16 protein-coding genes and 1 tRNA gene are annotated in these 15,963 nt (G+C 54.2%); 8 read left to right on the top strand and 9 right to left on the bottom strand.

The features are described 5' to 3' along the window. The coding region (locus tag QE270_RS01560; RefSeq protein WP_300034158.1) for an Arm DNA-binding domain-containing protein at nt 1-414 on the bottom strand (414 nt) is incomplete at its 3' end. Nucleotides 415-555: 141 nt separating this feature from the next. On the opposite strand from QE270_RS01560, the gene QE270_RS01555 reads away from it, so the two are divergent. The 4 genes from QE270_RS01555 to QE270_RS01540 all read left to right on the top strand — a co-directional run bounded on the left by QE270_RS01555 (nt 556) and on the right by QE270_RS01540 (nt 2,100). Then, nucleotides 556-622 (top strand) — tRNA-Ser (locus QE270_RS01555). Nucleotides 623-750: 128 nt separating this feature from the next. Continuing rightward, on the top strand, nt 751-1,293 hold the full coding sequence (locus QE270_RS01550; RefSeq protein WP_300034161.1) for an N-acetylmuramidase: 543 nt from the start codon (nt 751-753) through the stop codon (nt 1,291-1,293). Between the two features lie 24 nt (nt 1,294-1,317). Next, nucleotides 1,318-1,731: a holin family protein gene (locus QE270_RS01545; protein WP_300034156.1), complete on the top strand. Its 414-nt coding sequence runs from the start codon at nt 1,318-1,320 to the stop codon at nt 1,729-1,731. A 72-nt stretch (nt 1,732-1,803) separates the two neighbouring features. Continuing rightward, nucleotides 1,804-2,100 (top strand): hypothetical protein, encoded by a 297-nt coding sequence (locus tag QE270_RS01540; RefSeq protein WP_300034155.1) that lies wholly within the window; start codon nt 1,804-1,806, stop codon nt 2,098-2,100. A 445-nt stretch (nt 2,101-2,545) separates the two neighbouring features. On the opposite strand, the gene QE270_RS01535 is transcribed toward QE270_RS01540, so the two are convergent. The 3 genes from QE270_RS01535 to QE270_RS01525 all read right to left on the bottom strand — a co-directional run bounded on the left by QE270_RS01535 (nt 2,546) and on the right by QE270_RS01525 (nt 5,352). After that, on the bottom strand, nt 2,546-3,460 hold the full coding sequence (locus tag QE270_RS01535) for a class II glutamine amidotransferase (RefSeq protein WP_300034153.1): 915 nt from the start codon (nt 3,458-3,460) through the stop codon (nt 2,546-2,548). After that, nucleotides 3,460-4,446, bottom strand: a complete 987-nt coding sequence (locus tag QE270_RS01530) for a cyclic nucleotide-binding domain-containing protein (RefSeq protein ID WP_300034151.1) — start codon at nt 4,444-4,446, stop codon at nt 3,460-3,462. Before QE270_RS01530 ends, QE270_RS01535 begins: the two co-directional genes overlap by 1 nt. Before the next feature lie 336 nt (nt 4,447-4,782). After that, nucleotides 4,783-5,352 carry a carboxymuconolactone decarboxylase family protein gene (locus QE270_RS01525; protein WP_300034150.1) on the bottom strand — a complete coding sequence of 190 codons (570 nt, stop codon included), beginning with the start codon at nt 5,350-5,352 and terminating at the stop codon, nt 4,783-4,785. 270 nt (nt 5,353-5,622) lie between these two features. On the opposite strand from QE270_RS01525, the gene QE270_RS01520 reads away from it, so the two are divergent. The 3 genes from QE270_RS01520 (at nt 5,623) to QE270_RS01510 (ending at nt 9,432) form a co-directional block, all read left to right on the top strand. Next, entirely contained in the window at nt 5,623-5,817 is a 195-nt protein-coding gene (locus tag QE270_RS01520) for a hypothetical protein (RefSeq protein ID WP_300034149.1), read from the top strand. 102 nt (nt 5,818-5,919) lie between these two features. Continuing rightward, complete coding sequence (locus QE270_RS01515) at nt 5,920-7,962, top strand: PQQ-binding-like beta-propeller repeat protein (RefSeq protein WP_300034148.1); 2,043 nt, start codon at nt 5,920-5,922, stop codon at nt 7,960-7,962. A gap of 726 nt (nt 7,963-8,688) precedes the next feature. Further along, nucleotides 8,689-9,432 carry an SDR family oxidoreductase gene (locus QE270_RS01510; RefSeq protein ID WP_300034147.1) on the top strand — a complete coding sequence of 248 codons (744 nt, stop codon included), beginning with the start codon at nt 8,689-8,691 and terminating at the stop codon, nt 9,430-9,432. Nucleotides 9,433-9,593: 161 nt separating this feature from the next. Here the strand turns inward: QE270_RS01510 and QE270_RS01505 are convergent, their stop codons facing one another. The 5 genes from QE270_RS01505 to QE270_RS01485 form a co-directional block, all read right to left on the bottom strand. Next, nucleotides 9,594-10,664: a phosphotransferase gene (locus QE270_RS01505; RefSeq protein WP_300034146.1), complete on the bottom strand. Its 1,071-nt coding sequence runs from the start codon at nt 10,662-10,664 to the stop codon at nt 9,594-9,596. Between the two features lie 213 nt (nt 10,665-10,877). Beyond that, entirely contained in the window at nt 10,878-12,020 is a 1,143-nt protein-coding gene (locus tag QE270_RS01500; RefSeq protein ID WP_300034145.1) for an NADH:flavin oxidoreductase, read from the bottom strand. Further along, nucleotides 12,020-12,823: an alpha/beta hydrolase gene (locus QE270_RS01495; RefSeq protein ID WP_300034144.1), complete on the bottom strand. Its 804-nt coding sequence runs from the start codon at nt 12,821-12,823 to the stop codon at nt 12,020-12,022. The genes QE270_RS01500 and QE270_RS01495 overlap by 1 nt, the downstream gene beginning before the upstream one ends. Nucleotides 12,824-12,831: 8 nt before the next feature. After that, on the bottom strand, nt 12,832-13,299 hold the full coding sequence (locus tag QE270_RS01490) for a nuclear transport factor 2 family protein (RefSeq protein WP_300034143.1): 468 nt from the start codon (nt 13,297-13,299) through the stop codon (nt 12,832-12,834). Nucleotides 13,300-13,323: 24 nt separating this feature from the next. Continuing rightward, nucleotides 13,324-14,616 carry an acyl-CoA dehydrogenase family protein gene (locus QE270_RS01485; RefSeq protein ID WP_300034142.1) on the bottom strand — a complete coding sequence of 431 codons (1,293 nt, stop codon included), beginning with the start codon at nt 14,614-14,616 and terminating at the stop codon, nt 13,324-13,326. A 440-nt stretch (nt 14,617-15,056) separates the two neighbouring features. On the opposite strand from QE270_RS01485, the gene QE270_RS01480 reads away from it, so the two are divergent. Beyond that, the coding region (locus QE270_RS01480) for a TonB-dependent receptor plug domain-containing protein (RefSeq protein ID WP_300034140.1) at nt 15,057-15,963 on the top strand (907 nt) is incomplete at its 3' end.

Below are 15,963 nucleotides of genomic sequence, written 5' to 3'. Positions count from 1 at the left end.
CACCATTTCGATGTTACCGTATGAAGCCAAACCCTCAGGCTTTACGCGTTCATCAAGGTAGCGTTGACAATACACATCGAACGCTAACTCTTTCGCCGTTAACTTGGTTTCAACGTAAGCTCGGCGGTCCGCCTTTTTCTTTTCTATTGGATCGGTTCCGGTACGCGCCATATGAGCAAGTTCATGCGCCCGGCTTCTTGCCTTATCCGGTGCAATCTTCTCAGTCCGTCCGATAATTTCTCGGCGCACTGGACTACCCCGCCCGCCCATTCGAAACTGAAAGATGTAGCTCTTGACACCGGCCGGCGTCACCCGGACACCAAAACCTATTGGGTTATTATCCCAAAGATAATGTGTCTTACCGGTTTTTTCAAGAGCATCGACAGACCGCTTAGATATCGCCCCCTGCGTCATTACAACAACCTCAGTATTATTTTAAATAACATCACCATGACATCACATTTGCGGAATATCAAGACATGTCAAAATACAATGACCATTAAAAAATATATATTTTTCATGTATTTTAAGATAAATTGTCATCTGAAGGAATGTCAGGATATAAATAAATCTCACACTGGGGGTGTGGGGGTAGCAGGTTCGAATCCTGTCGTCCCGACCAATTATTTTCCTAACATCATAACATCTCGGACCCGCAGCCACCGCGCCATGAACCGCTGTGCAGATTTTGCTTTCCTACAAATAACCATATCGGTTATAAATTGATTCGAAAGTGAGGTTGTTTTGGTGATAGACCATATTGACCAATTGATTGACGAATTAATCGCACGCGAAGGCGACTTTGTGGACCATCCGGCCGACACAGGCGGTCCGACCCGGTGGGGTATTACGCAGGCAGTTGCCCGCCGTCATGGATACACTGGCGAAATGCACACACTACCGCGCCACATGGCCGCTGCGATGTACAAACGCGTATATTGGCACGCGGCAGCCTTTGATCAATTGGAACGCCTTGCGCCGAAACTTGCGGCGGAGATGTTCGACACCGGCGTCAACATGGGCACAGGAACCGCTATAGGATTTTTGCAACGCGCGCTGAACGCCCTCAACCGCAATGGCCGCGACTATCCCGACATCGCCATAGACCGGAAAATCGGCCCCGAAACGCTGCGCGCCGTGCAAGCATTCTTCCGTTGTCGCGGAAACTCTGCCGAGCCTGTCCTGACAAAGGCGATCAATGCGTTGCTGGGCGCCCATTATGTCCACTTGGCAGAATCCCGTCCCGCGCAAGAAGCGTTTTTGTGCGGCTGGCTCGCAAACCGAATTGGCTAAGAACATCTAAGGAAGGAATTTATCATGTCACTCCTCGAAGGCATAATTGGGCCAATCGCAAACCTGATCGATAAGATCATTCCTGACCCAAAGGCGCGCGATGCAGCCAAGCTTGAGCTCATCAAACTGAAAGGTAGCAAGGACATGGATGCCCTGCGCACGCAACTATCCGCCGTTCTTGCCGAGGCGCAGTCGGCGGACCCGTGGACCAGCCGCGCACGCCCAAGCTTCCTGTATGTGATATATATCATGCTGTTATGGTCCATACCCATGGGACTAATCGCCGCTGTCGCGCCTGACAAAGCCGCGAATATTGCATTGGGCATGAACGCCTATCTCAATGGCCTTCCCGAACCGCTATATGCGCTGTTTGGCACTGGGTATCTGGGGTACACCGCCGCCCGCCAATGGGGTAAGTCGCGGGGCACAGAAAAATAGTTGCTTAAGGCAGGCTTCATACCTTACGCCTGTATTCCCGCTAGGATTTATATGGGACTCAGGAGAAACAAAATGAAGAAATTAGTCGCAACTGTTGCTGCTCTCGCATTTGCTGCATCGCTCACCGCATGTGGCGAAGCTGGCGAAAAGGCAGCCGAAGAAACCACAGAAGAAGCAGACGCAACGGGTAACGCCATGGAAGCTGGCGCCGAGAACGCCATGACCTCTGCTGAAGACGCCGCCGACGCAACCGCAGAAGCAGCCGATGAAGTCGCTGACGCAACTGCCGGTGCAGCTAAAGAAGCCACGGCAGCCACCGGCGCTGCTGTTGAAGTGGCTGGTAAAGACATGAAGGAAGCCGCCAAGTAATAGGCGCTTTCTTAAGCGAAATTGGCCCGCCCTGCCCTGTGCAGCGGTGGGCTTTTTCAGGTACTACATATCGTCAGGGCGCGCCCGAAAAAACATTTAATAAATGAAAGTGGTGTACCATTTATTTCAATGACTTACGGAAACTATGGCTCTAGGATTATGGAGTTCTTGATGCTTTAGGCATCAGATAGGCATCAGCCAATATGGTTTCGCGGGGCATTGGCATCGGGATGGAATTGCCAGGACCTCGGGCTGTTAGTGCCTGTGGTAATGTCGATGCGACTAAGTACAAAATTTCTGCAATGTTGTATGTTACCCCCCCGGGGGGGGTAGGACAGAGCGCTGCGTGATTGTCACCGGCTACCTTCGCACGAAATTTTTTTAAAACTGATTTGATTAACAACTGAGAACCGCCCGCGTGTGTAAGACTTCACCATCGTTTGTATCAGACACTTAAAGCATGTATTTCTGCAATACGACGAGATCCGTCGTTGCGGGCAACCAGCGCCGAGTATTCGGGCACCTCGATCCAGGTCGCAAAATCGCGGGTCAACGGTTCCGAGGCCACGACTATGCTGTTGGCCTGAGCTGCCCCGCCGATCAGCTTCCACTCCTCGTCGTGCAGTCCGTAGTCACGGCCAAAGGTGTACCACATCGAAAGGAAGTCGGCCGAGCCTTGTAACTGGCTTACATCGAACCGGCCGAAATCGAAAGTGTAGCGAACCGCGACGAGGTTGGTTCCATCGCAAAAGATCAGATTGGCCGAGGATGAACGGGTTATTCCGTGCCGTTCCCGCACCTTTCGGATTGTTGTCAGTGCGTCGCGGATTGCGTCAAGGATCGCTTCAGGGGAATTAATCGCGTACGCGTCGGGCAGGGCCGAAGCCACCAGCGCATAGATCCATTCGCTGTCGGTCGAGCCCGAGATCGCGCGCGCGAACTCGGGTCGGACGTGCGGTACCAGATCGAAGCGCATGTCGCGAAAGCCAGCGAGGTCGCCATTGTGCGCCATTGCCAGCGGGACGCCGTCGAAGCGAAAGGGATGAACGTTCTGGTCGTTAACCTGCACCGTCGAGGTCATCGGCACTCCACGGATATGGGACAGCAATGCACCGACCTTTAGCTTACTCGCCAATTCCTTGAGGTTGCGGTCAAACACCGCGACTTGGGTGGTCCGGTAGCGATAGGGTGTGTGCGGTTCGTGGCTCGACGGATCCCACGCAGCCATGCCGAAGCCGGCGAGGTTGAGCATTGACAGCATCTGTGCCGCAGTAGTCTGGTTAAGCAACGATGAATCCGGGGCATAGAGCAAGTGGTCGAGCAGGACCGGGCTACCGAGGTAGGAGAGTATCCTGCACATTAGATGGCGCTCCTTCGGCAGTGTTGGTTGAATTGCTCCAGGGACACCGCGCGACCTAGATGCCGGTTGGCCCTGCGTTGGTCGCGCACCAGTTGCCTTCCGACCGCGGCAAATAGGGCGAGGGCGAAAGGCTCAGGACTTCGGCGCATGGCGTCGAACATTGCTTGTGGCAGTTGCAACGCAACTGTGTCCTCAGCAGCCTCAAGTTCGAGGGACTGCTGGGATTTATCGAACAGACCGACAAGGCCGGTCATTTCGCCGGGTCCATGGACCATAATCTGCTCGCGGCCTTCGCGACGCGGCAGAACCGATCGCAATGCTCCGCGCAGCACTATGGTCAAGGCACGCCTCTCGCTTGCGGCCTCGGTGGACAGGGTGCCACGAGGAATGGTGAGGCACGTTCCGAGGTCAGTCAATTTCGCCGCACCTTCAGTCCCCAACTCAGCGAGTCGGCCGAGGGCCGGGAATAGCCCTGCCGCATCGCCGACCATGGCGGTCTCACGGACCTGAGCCGGGACGCGAAGGGATGACACATCATAGCGCTCTTCCGCCGCGATCCGCTCCAAAGTGACGCGGGTGCGGGAGGCGACCAGGCATCTTAGGGTATCGATTAGTTCTAAGGTCCACGGTTTGCCGTCGGCCAGCAGAGCAAGGAAACGCTCCCTCGGGATTCGCAGCCCTTTGCTGTTAGCCATCGCTGTAACATTCGCGGATCGCAGGCCATCGTCAAGCAGCGCAAATTCACCGACCACCTCACCCGGCCCGATTGCACTCACCGCAGCGGTTGCGTCGCCGGGGGTGCGCGTCGTGATCTCCAGTTTTCCGCTACCAATGATGTAGAGTGCGTCGGCTAACATACCCTGCCGAAACAGGGTTTCGCCGCGGCGGATGGTAAATTGATCGGTCGCCTTGACCAGCTCTGCGAGCGCGTGGGCCGACAGTGCAGACAGCTGCCCTGAATTTTGCAGAAAAACTCCCAAGAACACCCCCTTGGCCTATGCGCCAGCCTTTTTTAGTCAACGGTCAAATTCTAACACATTGCGCCATTAAATGCGAGCCCGCCGGAAGCCAACTCCGGTTGAACCAGTCGCACACCGAACTGATGGTGCATCCGATTGAACCGCGCCTCGGAACGTTTTTACGGAACACGACAATTTATATCTTAAAATCGATTAGATAGATGTTATCATTTTCATTCCATACAGCGCGCCGTAGAGGATGTAATTGATAACACTTATATCATTGATATTGTGTTATAAATTATCAAAGCAAAAATATCTGGCTGTTGATTGCTACCCGTCGATGTCCAACGGACAGGTGTGTTAAATCTGCGCTGCTTGCGGCATGGTCGGCATGCAGACATCATCAAGACCTAGCACATGGGTCAAGCGGCCAAGTGCAATCCAGGAGCCGATGGAAAATGTCATATCTACGATTTCGGCATCGGAAAAATGCTGGTGCATCCGGTTCCAAAAATCTTCATCTGTCTTTAGCCCCTTTGGCTCTTCTCCCAGCCGTTCGGCAAATTCTATTGCTAATAGCTCACGGTCACTGAACGCGGTTGCCGCGCGCCAGTTTTCTACGTCATCGTAAAATCCCTCATCTGGCGGGGTATTATCACGGATCGATGAGGCTTTCGCCACGTCGCCGCCGCTGCGTTCGATATGTCCAAATAAATCACGATCGGCGCGCATGGTAAGACACAAAGCGCAGCCATTTATCTGAGCCGTGCGCATTCTTGCCGCCTCCATCTCACGCATCGACAGTTTTGAGTTCTCATAGATAGCCAGCGAATATTGACCCGCCGCCATGCCAATTTCAGGAGCGTAATGCGTCCAGACATAAGCGGAAGGATCGGCTTCGAATTGGGCAGGAATGGCAACATTTGGCATGGGGCGGTCCTCTCTATGGATCTAGTTACTTTGTCTCGTAGGTCAAAACGCTGACGGTACAAATTCTCGATGATAAAACAAACATAGATGATTGTTTTATCATCGCCAAGCGGTTTGCCTTAAACCGTTTCTGGCGTACCGAGGATGACGGTCGCCTGGCTAGATAATGTGCACCCGTTGGTGAGCGCTAGAGCGGCATTGCAACCTGCAATCTAGTTAACTGCCTGTCCGATATATTTCGACGATACATCTTTAAAAAAGCTCCAAATAATGACCCTCGCCAAAGTAATTTCTGGCAGCATTTTCACATTCGACGAACTCGCCGGGGCCGTGGATGCTGGTGCAGAAGCGGAGGTGTTTAAACACTTCAGAGATTTGAAGGCCGGGCGGCTTGCCGTGCTTATCTCGCATCGGTTCAGCGCCGTGCGCACGGTCGATCAGATTGTAGTATCTTGGGCGAACTGAAGGCTGTCTGGAATCATCTGCGCAGTCATCTTGCGGGAAACTTCATCATTGACTGGTTGCAGACAAGCGAGCATTCTCATTTTACAGTCAAAGGGGACGTTCATGCAAGTTATTCGCTGGCCTTTTATCAGCACAATGTTGCTGGCCGTAAGCGTGCTTTTGTCGGCCCAGGCCAACGCCGAAACCACCTCTGCTGGCAGTGTGGCCTACCAAAACTACTGCGCGGAATGCCACAATGCCAACCTGGCGGGCGGTGCTCATGGTGCTGCTTTAACCGGCGAGCGGTTCCGCACCCGATGGGGCAAAGGCGGCGTGCCACCCTTGGCTACCTTCATCCGCAGCATGATGTCGATGAACGTGCCGGCTAACGCGCCGCCCTCCGTGGTCAACGGCATCGCAGCCTTCCTGCTGCGCAGCAACGGCATTGCGGTGAGCGAACTAAAACCAGATGAAACCACTTGGCAAGGCGCGGCCGGCATCATGGAGGCAGCCCAAAGTGCCGGGGGCTGGGTGAACCGGGAAACACCATCAACGTCACCGGTCACCGATGCACTGCTGCAAAAACCACCTGCCGCGGACTGGCTGCAGTGGCGCCGCACTGAAGATGGGCAGGGCTTTAGCCCGTTGTCGAGCATCAACACCAAATCGGTGGGGCGCCTGCGGCTCGCCTGGGCGATGACGATGAAAGACGGCAGCAATCAGCCCACACCGCTCATCCATGACGGCGTGATGTACCTCACCCATCCGGGCAACGTGGTGCAGGCAATCGACGCGGCCAGCGGCAGTCTGCTGTGGGAGTATGCCTACCCATATCCCGAAGATTCACGCACGCTCGGTGGCCCTACACGCAATATCGCATTGTATCAGGACAAGGTATTTCTGGCCACTTACGACGCCGCCGTTGTGGCGCTGGAAGCGCGCACCGGCAAGCTGATGTGGCGCGCAGTGAAGGCAGACTATCGCCAAGGCTACACGCACACAGCAGGGCCATTCATCGCCGGTGGCGTCGTGGTGAGCGGCATCAACGGCTGCGAACGCTACAAGAAGTCCGGATGCTTTATCACCGGACACGACCCAAGCACAGGCAAAGAACTGTGGCGCACCTCAACCATCGCAATGCCGGGTGACCCCAATGATGCCAGCTGGGCGGGTCAGCCCGTTGAATTGCGCGGCGGCGGCGACAACTGGATTACCGGTAGCTATGACCCGCAGTTGAACCTATATTACTTCGGCACCGCCCAGGCGAAACCTTGGGTAGCAGCCAGCCGCGGTATGACTGCGGCGGACGCCGCCCTTTACACCAACTCGACCCTGGCACTCGACCCGCGCACCGGCAAATTGCAATGGCACTTTCAGCACGTACCTGGTGAAACACTAGACATGGAAACCGGCTTCGAGCGCGTGCTAGTGGATATCGGGTCAGACAAATTGGTGCTCACTGCCGGCAAGGACGGCCTGTTATGGAAACTCGACCGTCGTAACGGCAAGTTTGTCGCTGTCACCGAAACGCTTTATCAAAACGTATTCAAGTCCATCGACCATAGCACTGGTCGCGTGGAATACCGCGATGATATCATGAATGCAGGTGTGGATGACAAGGTGTCGGTCTGTCCGAGCATCTATGGCGGCCACAACTGGCAAGCCAGTGCCTATGATCCGCCAAGCAACTTGCTGTTGTTACCGTTGCACCAATTGTGCGTCGACATGACTGGCCGTGCCGTGGAGCGCAAAGAAGGCGGCGGTGGTTATGGCGGCGAATCCACCGTCCACCCCATGCCTGGGACCGACGGCATGCTCGGGCGCCTGAGTGCCATTGATGTCACGACTTTAAAGCCGCGCTGGTCACACACGCAGCGCGCCATGTTCATGACCTCCGCACTTACCACCGGTGGTGGCCTGGCGTTCATTGGCGACTTGGATCGGTACTTTAAGGCGTTCGACGTGAAGACCGGCGAGGTGGTCTGGCAAACACGCCTTGGTTCGGCGCCGCACGGTTACCCTGTTACCTACGCGGTAAGTGGCAAGCAGTACATCGCCGTGACCACGGGCATGGGCGTGTTCAAGCTGGTGACCGCGCAACAAAGCCCGGACATCTACCAGCCGAGCGGGGGCAACATGGTGTACGTGTTCGAGCTGGCCGACTAACGAGCGGGTCAGCCGCCGTCGCGCAGGCTTCGGACGCGGCGCATAATCATCGACCTAGTCCGGTCCGAGCGAAGTGCTTGTAGCGATAGGACGGCTGCGTGATGCAGGAACTGATGCTATTCGTGCCTCACGGCAACGCAGAGTATCTAGCCCGGCCGCCAACGTTTTATGATGAGACCTATGCGTTTTTTGGTCTCGTGCGGCATGCCGGAATTCAAATAAGGTTCGCCTAGCAAGAAGCGCAGCATGGTCCTTTGATTCCCGCAGCGCACCGAGAATCTGCCCTTCGGTAAACTGATATCGATTCATCCTTCCGTCTTTCTCTTCAGGGCTGGGCTCTAATTAAAAATAGAGAAAGTTTAAGAGGTCACTTCACCAAACAATCTGGGCTGACGATACGGTCTGTCCGTGAAGCTTCTCCAGCATGGCGAGCTTACTCTCAAATGTCGACGCGGCAACCAGCACGCCAGCATGATTGGATCGGAGATGTTAGGCTTACCCCAGCTTTATCGAAGCGGGCTCTTTAATCGCCTGAGAAAAAGACAAAATACTTAACATCGGATCTTGCACTGCTGCAGCATTGCCGCCTACGACAGTGTCCAAGGGTACGGATGACACTCATATCAATTATGAAACGATGTGGCCAATCTGGTCGGTTGGTGTACGCCAAGACAAGTTCAGAGAGGCTGGGTTGGATTTTTGTAGGCACGGGAAAAGGAGAAGCAAATGACAGGACAACTTGCCGGCAAGACGGCGATCGTAACTGGAGCCGCTAGCGGTATCGGGCTAGCCATTACGCATCTCTACCTAGCTGAAGGCGCAGAAGTGCTTGCCGTGGATCAGCAGCGCTTTGACGCAGCAGATCTGCAAGCTGGCGACAAGCTCGCACTCCTCTTGTGCGACATTACGGCACCGAATGCCGCAGAGAGTATAGTCAACACCGTGCTCTCCCGCTTCAGCAAGATTGATATCCTCGTCAACAACGCTGGAATTTGCTTGCCGGGTACTGTTGAAGACCAGACGCCGGAAAGCTGGTTAAGAACTATGGAGGTCAACGTCACGGCACCCTTTATGATTACCCGTGCCGTCCTGCCGCACATGAAATTGCGCCAGTCTGGCCGGATCATTAATCTCGGTTCCATCATGTCAGACTTTGGCGGGCCTTCGCTCTGCGCATACGGCACCAGCAAGCACGCAATTGCGGGCCTTACCAAATCACTATCTGCTGATCTGGGTAAATTTGGTATAACTGCAAACTATCTGCAGCCCGGCGCAATAATGACGCCATTGGCTGCCCCTTCTATGGCAGACCCTGCTTTCCGCGCTTATTGGGAAGAAAAAGCGCCTGTTGGTCGTATTGGAGAGGCGCACGAAGTTGCCGCTGCGGCTCTTTTTCTGGCAACAGATAGCGCTAGTTATGTGAGCGGTGCTGGTATCAAAGTATGTGGCGGGGCAATCTCGCGGTTCTAATGCGTGAGAAAACGACTTGGCAGCGTCGGGATGGATGTGACGGTGTCCAATTCCCGTCACTTGGGTAAGAACCGCTTAAACTCCTTGGCTTTCGAAGCTAAGGTAGCATGATGAGAGACAAGCGACTGGAACCAAACCGTTACAGGCGTATAATTCATTGCTCATAAGCAGGCCTCCATACTTTCACGGGCGAGTGCAACCAGCTTTGGAAAGCTCATCGCGCGCTCTTTCGCGTGTGCGGATGCCGCAGTCCCCCGAATGACCCGGCCTTTGATTCCGTGGAAAATTGCCGCAAGTCGGAAAAAATTGAATGTTACATAAAAGGCGTAGTCGGCCTCAGAAATCAACGCGCGGTCAGTACGGCGACAATATGCTGCCAGATAGTCGGCTTCAGATGGAATTCCGAGCTCAGCTAAGTCGGCACCCCCTAACCCTGCTACGATGTCTGGAGGCATCCGAAACATCATCGCATGATAGGCGAAGTCGGCGAGTGGGTGCCCCAGTGTTGACAATTCCCAATCCAGAACCGCCAGCACACGTGGTTCTGTCGGATGAAATATCATATTATCGCAACGGAAATCGCCGTGAACGATGCTAGTCTCATCGCCGAGCGGAATATTAGCCGGCAGCCATTCTACCAATTTGTCCATTTCTGTATCACGCCCTGCATCGGCATCTTGAAGATACTGCTTCGACCAACGCGCAATCTGTCGCTCGAAATAATTGCCTGGCCTGCCGAAGTCAGAAAGGCCAACCGAAGCGGGATCAATTCTATGAAGGGACGCAATGGTAGCATTCATAGCATCAAAATAGGCTGCGCGGTCGCCAGTTTCGACATCAGGAAATGTGGCATCCCAAAAGATACGCCCTTCAACCATCTCCATGATAAAAAACGAAGTGCCAATAATGCTATCATCTTCACAAAGACCGTAAACCTTAGCCACAGGAAAACGGGCATTCCCAAGCGCTGATAAAATTCGCGCTTCTCGATCAACCGCATGGGCACCCTTTAACAGATCACCCGGTGGCTTGCGGCGTAATACGTACGACTTTGTATTCGTTATGAGCTTATAAGTAGGATTAGATTGGCCGCCTTTAAATTGTTCAACTGTGAGAGGCCCAGCAAAGCCTTCAACATTTCCAATCATCCAGGCGACTAATGCCTGCTCGTCGAACAGATGTTCTAACCTAACAGGCGTTGTGCCCATGTTTGCATCTGTGCCAGTAATCATAAAATCAACTCCACAACCAGAATTTACAGGCGCAACAGGGGCAGGCCGATGATCATGCGCATAACTTGATGGACAATCTCGCTGCCGCTCTTGGTCGACAACCGCTTCGCCAAAGGGGAAAAGCGAAACTTGTCAGGCGCGGATACCCAGCGACGACACTTAAAACTGGCACCTTCGCGTCGTCGTCCTCGTGGAACTTAGACTATCGGATTATTAATGCTCGTAGTTCTTGAGCGCCGTATCGCGATTATAGGGTGTCAGCTCGTTAATGCGTCCCTGTTCTACCTTTTCCAGCCAGTTAGGGTCCGCAAGAAGAACCCGGCCCAGCGCTACGAGATCAAACTCGTTGCGCTCGAACATCTTTACAAGATCCTCCAGACGACCCAACATCGGAGACGACACGCCTTCGACAAAATCCTGCATCAAATCTCGATCCATACCGATCGATCCTACGGTGATCACTGGCTTACCCGTAATCTCCTTGATCCAACCACCAAGATTTTTGTGGTTACCCTCGAACTCTGGTTCCCAGAAACGGCGCTGCGAAGCATGGAAAATATCCACCCCGGCGCGGGCCAATGGGTCGAGCCAGCGGTGCAGCTCGTCCGGATCGGCTGCTAGTTTTACATCATAGTCATAGGTCTTCCATTGCGAGACACGAAAGATGATGGCAAAATCTTCGCCTACCGCTGCTCGGCAGGCGGCAACAACCTCGGCCGCAAATGTGGCGCGGTCCGCAATGTCCGGTCCGCCATAGCGATCATTTCTTAGGTTGGTTCGATCCCAGAAGAATTGATCGAAAATATACCCATGGGCCCCGTGCAATTCTATTGCGTCGCATCCAATCTCTTTTGCCAAGCGCGCAGATTTTGCAAATGCGGCGACAGTAGCATCAATATCCTGTTGCGTCATAGCGCGACCGCCCTCGATGTCCGGCCCGGCGAAGCCTGACGGACTAACCAACGGAGCGTGTGGTGAATCGGGGAAGTTGAAATCCATGCAGCCGCCGACGTGCCATAATTGCGGAACAAACATTCCGCCTTCGGCGTGGACGGCATCAATTGCGCCCTTCCATCCGGCAAGCGGTTTCTCGCCATCAAATAGCGGTATGTTGTCCGCGGCAACAGCGTGATCAATCGCCACTCCAGTGCCCTCGGTTATAATCGTACCGACACCACCAGCGGCACGACGGCGGTAATATTCTGCACCATCTTCTCCCAGTACGCCCCCGGGAGCAAAATAGCGTGACATGGGGGCCATGCAGAAACGGTTAGGGGCCTTTAGCGATTTACACGCGAAGGGTTTATTTAGCGGAGCAAGCAAGACGGCTAAATCATCAAGCGGTGCAGTAGACATCAGGTTAAATTCCTTAAAAATGCGAGCAATGCCTCATTATAGGCAGTGGGGTTCTCGAGTTGTGGGGAATGTCCTGTGTCCATTGTCAGAAGCGTGCCATTCGCAGCACAGTTTGCAGCAAAGCCCGCAATCGCAGGGTCGGCGATTGCATCTCTGGCTCCGCCAATCGACAGGACAGGGAAAGTAAAGGATGCCAGCAGTTCGCGCTGATCAAGCGTTGCAAGACCGGCAAGTGTTTCGCTTGCGCGCGGCGCAGTTGCCAAGAACCCTCGCTCGACCCAACCGATCATTGCCTCGCTTGCGCCTTCACCCGATGCGCCCTCAGCCAGCGCCCGGAAAAAGCCAGGGCGGTCAGCGGTAATTGCGCCAGCGATTGCGAGAACGTCTTCAGGCATGCCGCCGTGTGGAAACCCGTCGCCTTGTACATAACGAGGCGATGCCCCGCAGGTCAGAATAAGTCCTGCGACACGATTGCCAAGCAACGCGGCAGCGGCAACTGCCACGGCGCCGCCCAAGGACCACCCATTTAACGCAACACGCGGTACATCGCAGCGATCGATGATCGCAGCAACATCGCCGGCAATAGCAGCGATCGACATGTCGGTAAAATCCCGGTCAGAACGACCGCAGCCACGGTGATCAATCACAATGGCGCCATGTCCCGCAGCAAGGAGCCCCTCGACCGCCGAAGCCCAATAATCTCCAGACATACCCCAACCGTGGATCAGCACGACCGGCAGTCCGGGCGCACGATGGTGCTCAAAATACACTCGGCCACCAGTATCAGTTTCAAAATAAGCCATAAAAGCTCCTATGCAGGCGGCGACAGGGTGACGCCGGGAAGCGGATTGAAGTGGTGCATCTTCACCTTGCGGTGCGCGATCTTCCAGACGCCGTCACGCCTTTCGAACGTATCAAAATAAGTCGCACTGACGGTTTGCGCCTGACCATCGGACGTCGTGCCAATACAGTCCACGTCACATAGGCCGGTCGCGCGGTCATCACCTTCAAAGGAAACGGCGAGGTTCGTGGTGAAGTGGCTGGATGCAAGCCAAGCGTCCCACAGAATATCCTTGGTTACATGCGCAATGCCGTCAGTGCCCTCAAAGCTGCCAAAGGGGGGACCAATGTCCCATATGGCATCTGGCCACCATATTGCACGGAAGCGCTCCCAGTCGCGCTTGTCAAAGCCGTGGCAATAGTCGCTAACCAAATCATGCATCGCGAACCGGCTTTCAACACGGTCTAAACGTTGTTCGATATCAGAGGTCTCTTTCATATCAATTCCTTGAGGTAGCGCACATCAGTCAAGATAGGCGGCGAATTTCTCCCGCGCTGCGGCGAGACGAGCTGGCACATGATAGCTCGGGAAAGGCCCAGCAAATGGCTGAACATCTCTCAATATGTCCTTCGCCACGCCGATTTTGTGAACCTCGGTGGGTCCATCGACAATCCCCATTTCTGGCACATATTGCCACATATCCATCAACGGCGTTTCGTTCGACATGCCGAGTGAGCCGTGCAGATGCAGTGCGCGATACACGACGTCCTTAAGCACGCCGGGCATGGCGGCTTTGATTGCGCTAATTTCGCGCCTCACTGGGCGGGTATAGGTCTGATCGCGGTCGAGCAGCCATGCGGCATAGAGGACATGCAACCTAAATTGCAGGATCTGCGTATAGCTGTCGGCAATTTTTTCTTGGACCATCTGCTTGTCGGCCAGACGTTCGCCCTTGGTGGTTCGGCTAACGACGCGTTCTGTCATATATTCCATCGCTTTATTCAACATGCCGACAGTCCGCATTGCGTGATGGATACGGCCGCCTCCAAGGCGCGACTGAGCAACCTTAAAGCCAGCGCCGATTGGACCAAGGTGGTTCGCCTCAGGCACGCGGCAGTTGGTGAAACGAAGATAGCCGTGGACCCCACTGCCGATCTCATCCTTTGGACCAACTGCCGTATTACGTATTATCTCAAGTCCCGGCGTATCATGCGGAACGATTAACATCGTCGACCCCTCATGCACTGGAACGGTTGGGTCGGTGATAACCATGACAATAAGGAACTCAGCAATGCACGCGTGGCTAGCGTACCATTTCTCGCCCTCAATTACCCATTCGCCGGCATTTAGATGCGCCTTGCACGTGAATTCGCCGGGATCAGCCCCAGCCTGTGGTTCGGTCATTGAATAGCAGGAAACAATCTCACCATCGAGAAGTGGCTGGAGATACTTAGCTTTCTGATCGGGCGTACCAAAACGCGCAAGTATCTCTGCATTACCAGTGTCAGGTGCTTGGGTGCCAAAAACGGTAGGCGCAAAGCGACTACGGCCCAGGATTTCGTTCATCAGCCCAAGCTTCAGTTGGCCAAGGCCTTTTCCGCCGAGTTCGGGGCCGAGATGGCACGCCCAAAGGCCGCGTTTTTTGACCTCTTCCTTCAGTGGCGCCATGATACGCGCTGCTCGAGACCGCGGGTCGACATGCGCCCCAGGATCGCGAAACACCAGATCGAGTGGCTCTATCTCTTCGGCAACAAACCCGCGCATCCATTCCAGTTGCAGTTCAAATTCAGGCTCGTTTGAAAAATCCCATGCCATCAGTAAATATTATCCTTATTTTTTGGATCCAACCATACTCATTGCCCTGCACTTCAGGCACGTTCGCTACATAGTTCTGCGCCAGACATCTATATAGCCTGCATTTCCCTTATTCCGCTCGCGTTATGCTAGATCGGCGCCGCTTTACCCGAAAGTCCGGCCCCCATACTGCACCTTCCCGCGACTGATAAAGTTGTCGAATCTTTTTTGCATAGTTACTAGTTAAGAACAAGCAAGAATGGTGGTATTCAGAAGTTTTGATATTTTTTACGTTAAATACAGATAGATGTATCATTTATCCTCAGATAACTTGCGCCTTTAACAAAATTTGCTTGTCGATAACAAGCAAGTGAGGCATCCTGATAATTGGAGCGTAAACTGCGCCAACCGCAGGGGGGATGGCGAACAAATCATGCGCCCGTTTTTGGAGAGGAATGATCATGATAAATGGTATAAAAATCACGCAGCTGCTTACAACCGCTGCAATTATTTTATATCCCGCGACATTAGTCAGGGCGCAAGAGACAAGCATGGAGACGCAGGCGGAATCGCAGGGGCTTGAAGAAATCACTGTGACTGCCCGTAAGCGCGACGAAAACATGCAGGATGTTCCCGCATCGGTCAGCGCGCTATCCGCTGACGAACTGGAAAGGCGCTTTGACTCCGACGTTCGCGACTTCGCCGGCGCTTCGCCCAATATTGTTATCGACGACACGCAGCAGGGTCCGGGAGGCGTTGCAGCTATATATATCCGCGGCATCGGCGTCGGGGATGTCGAAAAGTCAGTCGATCCAGCAGTCGGCGTTGTTTTTGATGATATTTACATCGGGCAGAGCTCGGGCAGTTTGCTCAAGGCAATCGATATTGATCGTGTTGAAGTGTTGCGTGGGCCACAAGGAACGTTGTTCGGACGCAACGCCACCGGCGGCGTAATCAACCTCGCCCGCTCGCGACCAACCTATGACCTTACCGGAAAGGCCCGCGCCACTTATGGTCGGTTTGACACATCGAAGGTCGAGGGCGTTGTCAGCACTGGTCTTTCCGATAATGTAGCGGTCAAAGTCAGCGGGGCTTACGAGAAGTCCGACGGCTATATGTATAGTAAATTCTATAAACAGCCGGGGCAGCGTTCTGAGTTTTTCGCTGTTTCAGGGGCGCTATTGTTCGAGCCGACTGAAAATCTCGACATCCAAGTCAGCTACGATCATCAGAAGACCAAGCAGGATCCGCCACAATTGCTTGCGGTTAATAAGCCGACCGACTTGTTCTGTGCGGCATATGCTCAGTGCTCACCAAAGCCCGGCGTACCCACATCTGGGGATCGCTATGTGAGTCTCTCTGACGGAC

The organism is Sphingorhabdus sp., from assembly GCF_029865925.1.
Taxonomy (GTDB): domain Bacteria; phylum Pseudomonadota; class Alphaproteobacteria; order Sphingomonadales; family Sphingomonadaceae; genus Sphingorhabdus_B.
This window is presented reverse-complemented; position numbering and strand designations above follow the sequence as displayed.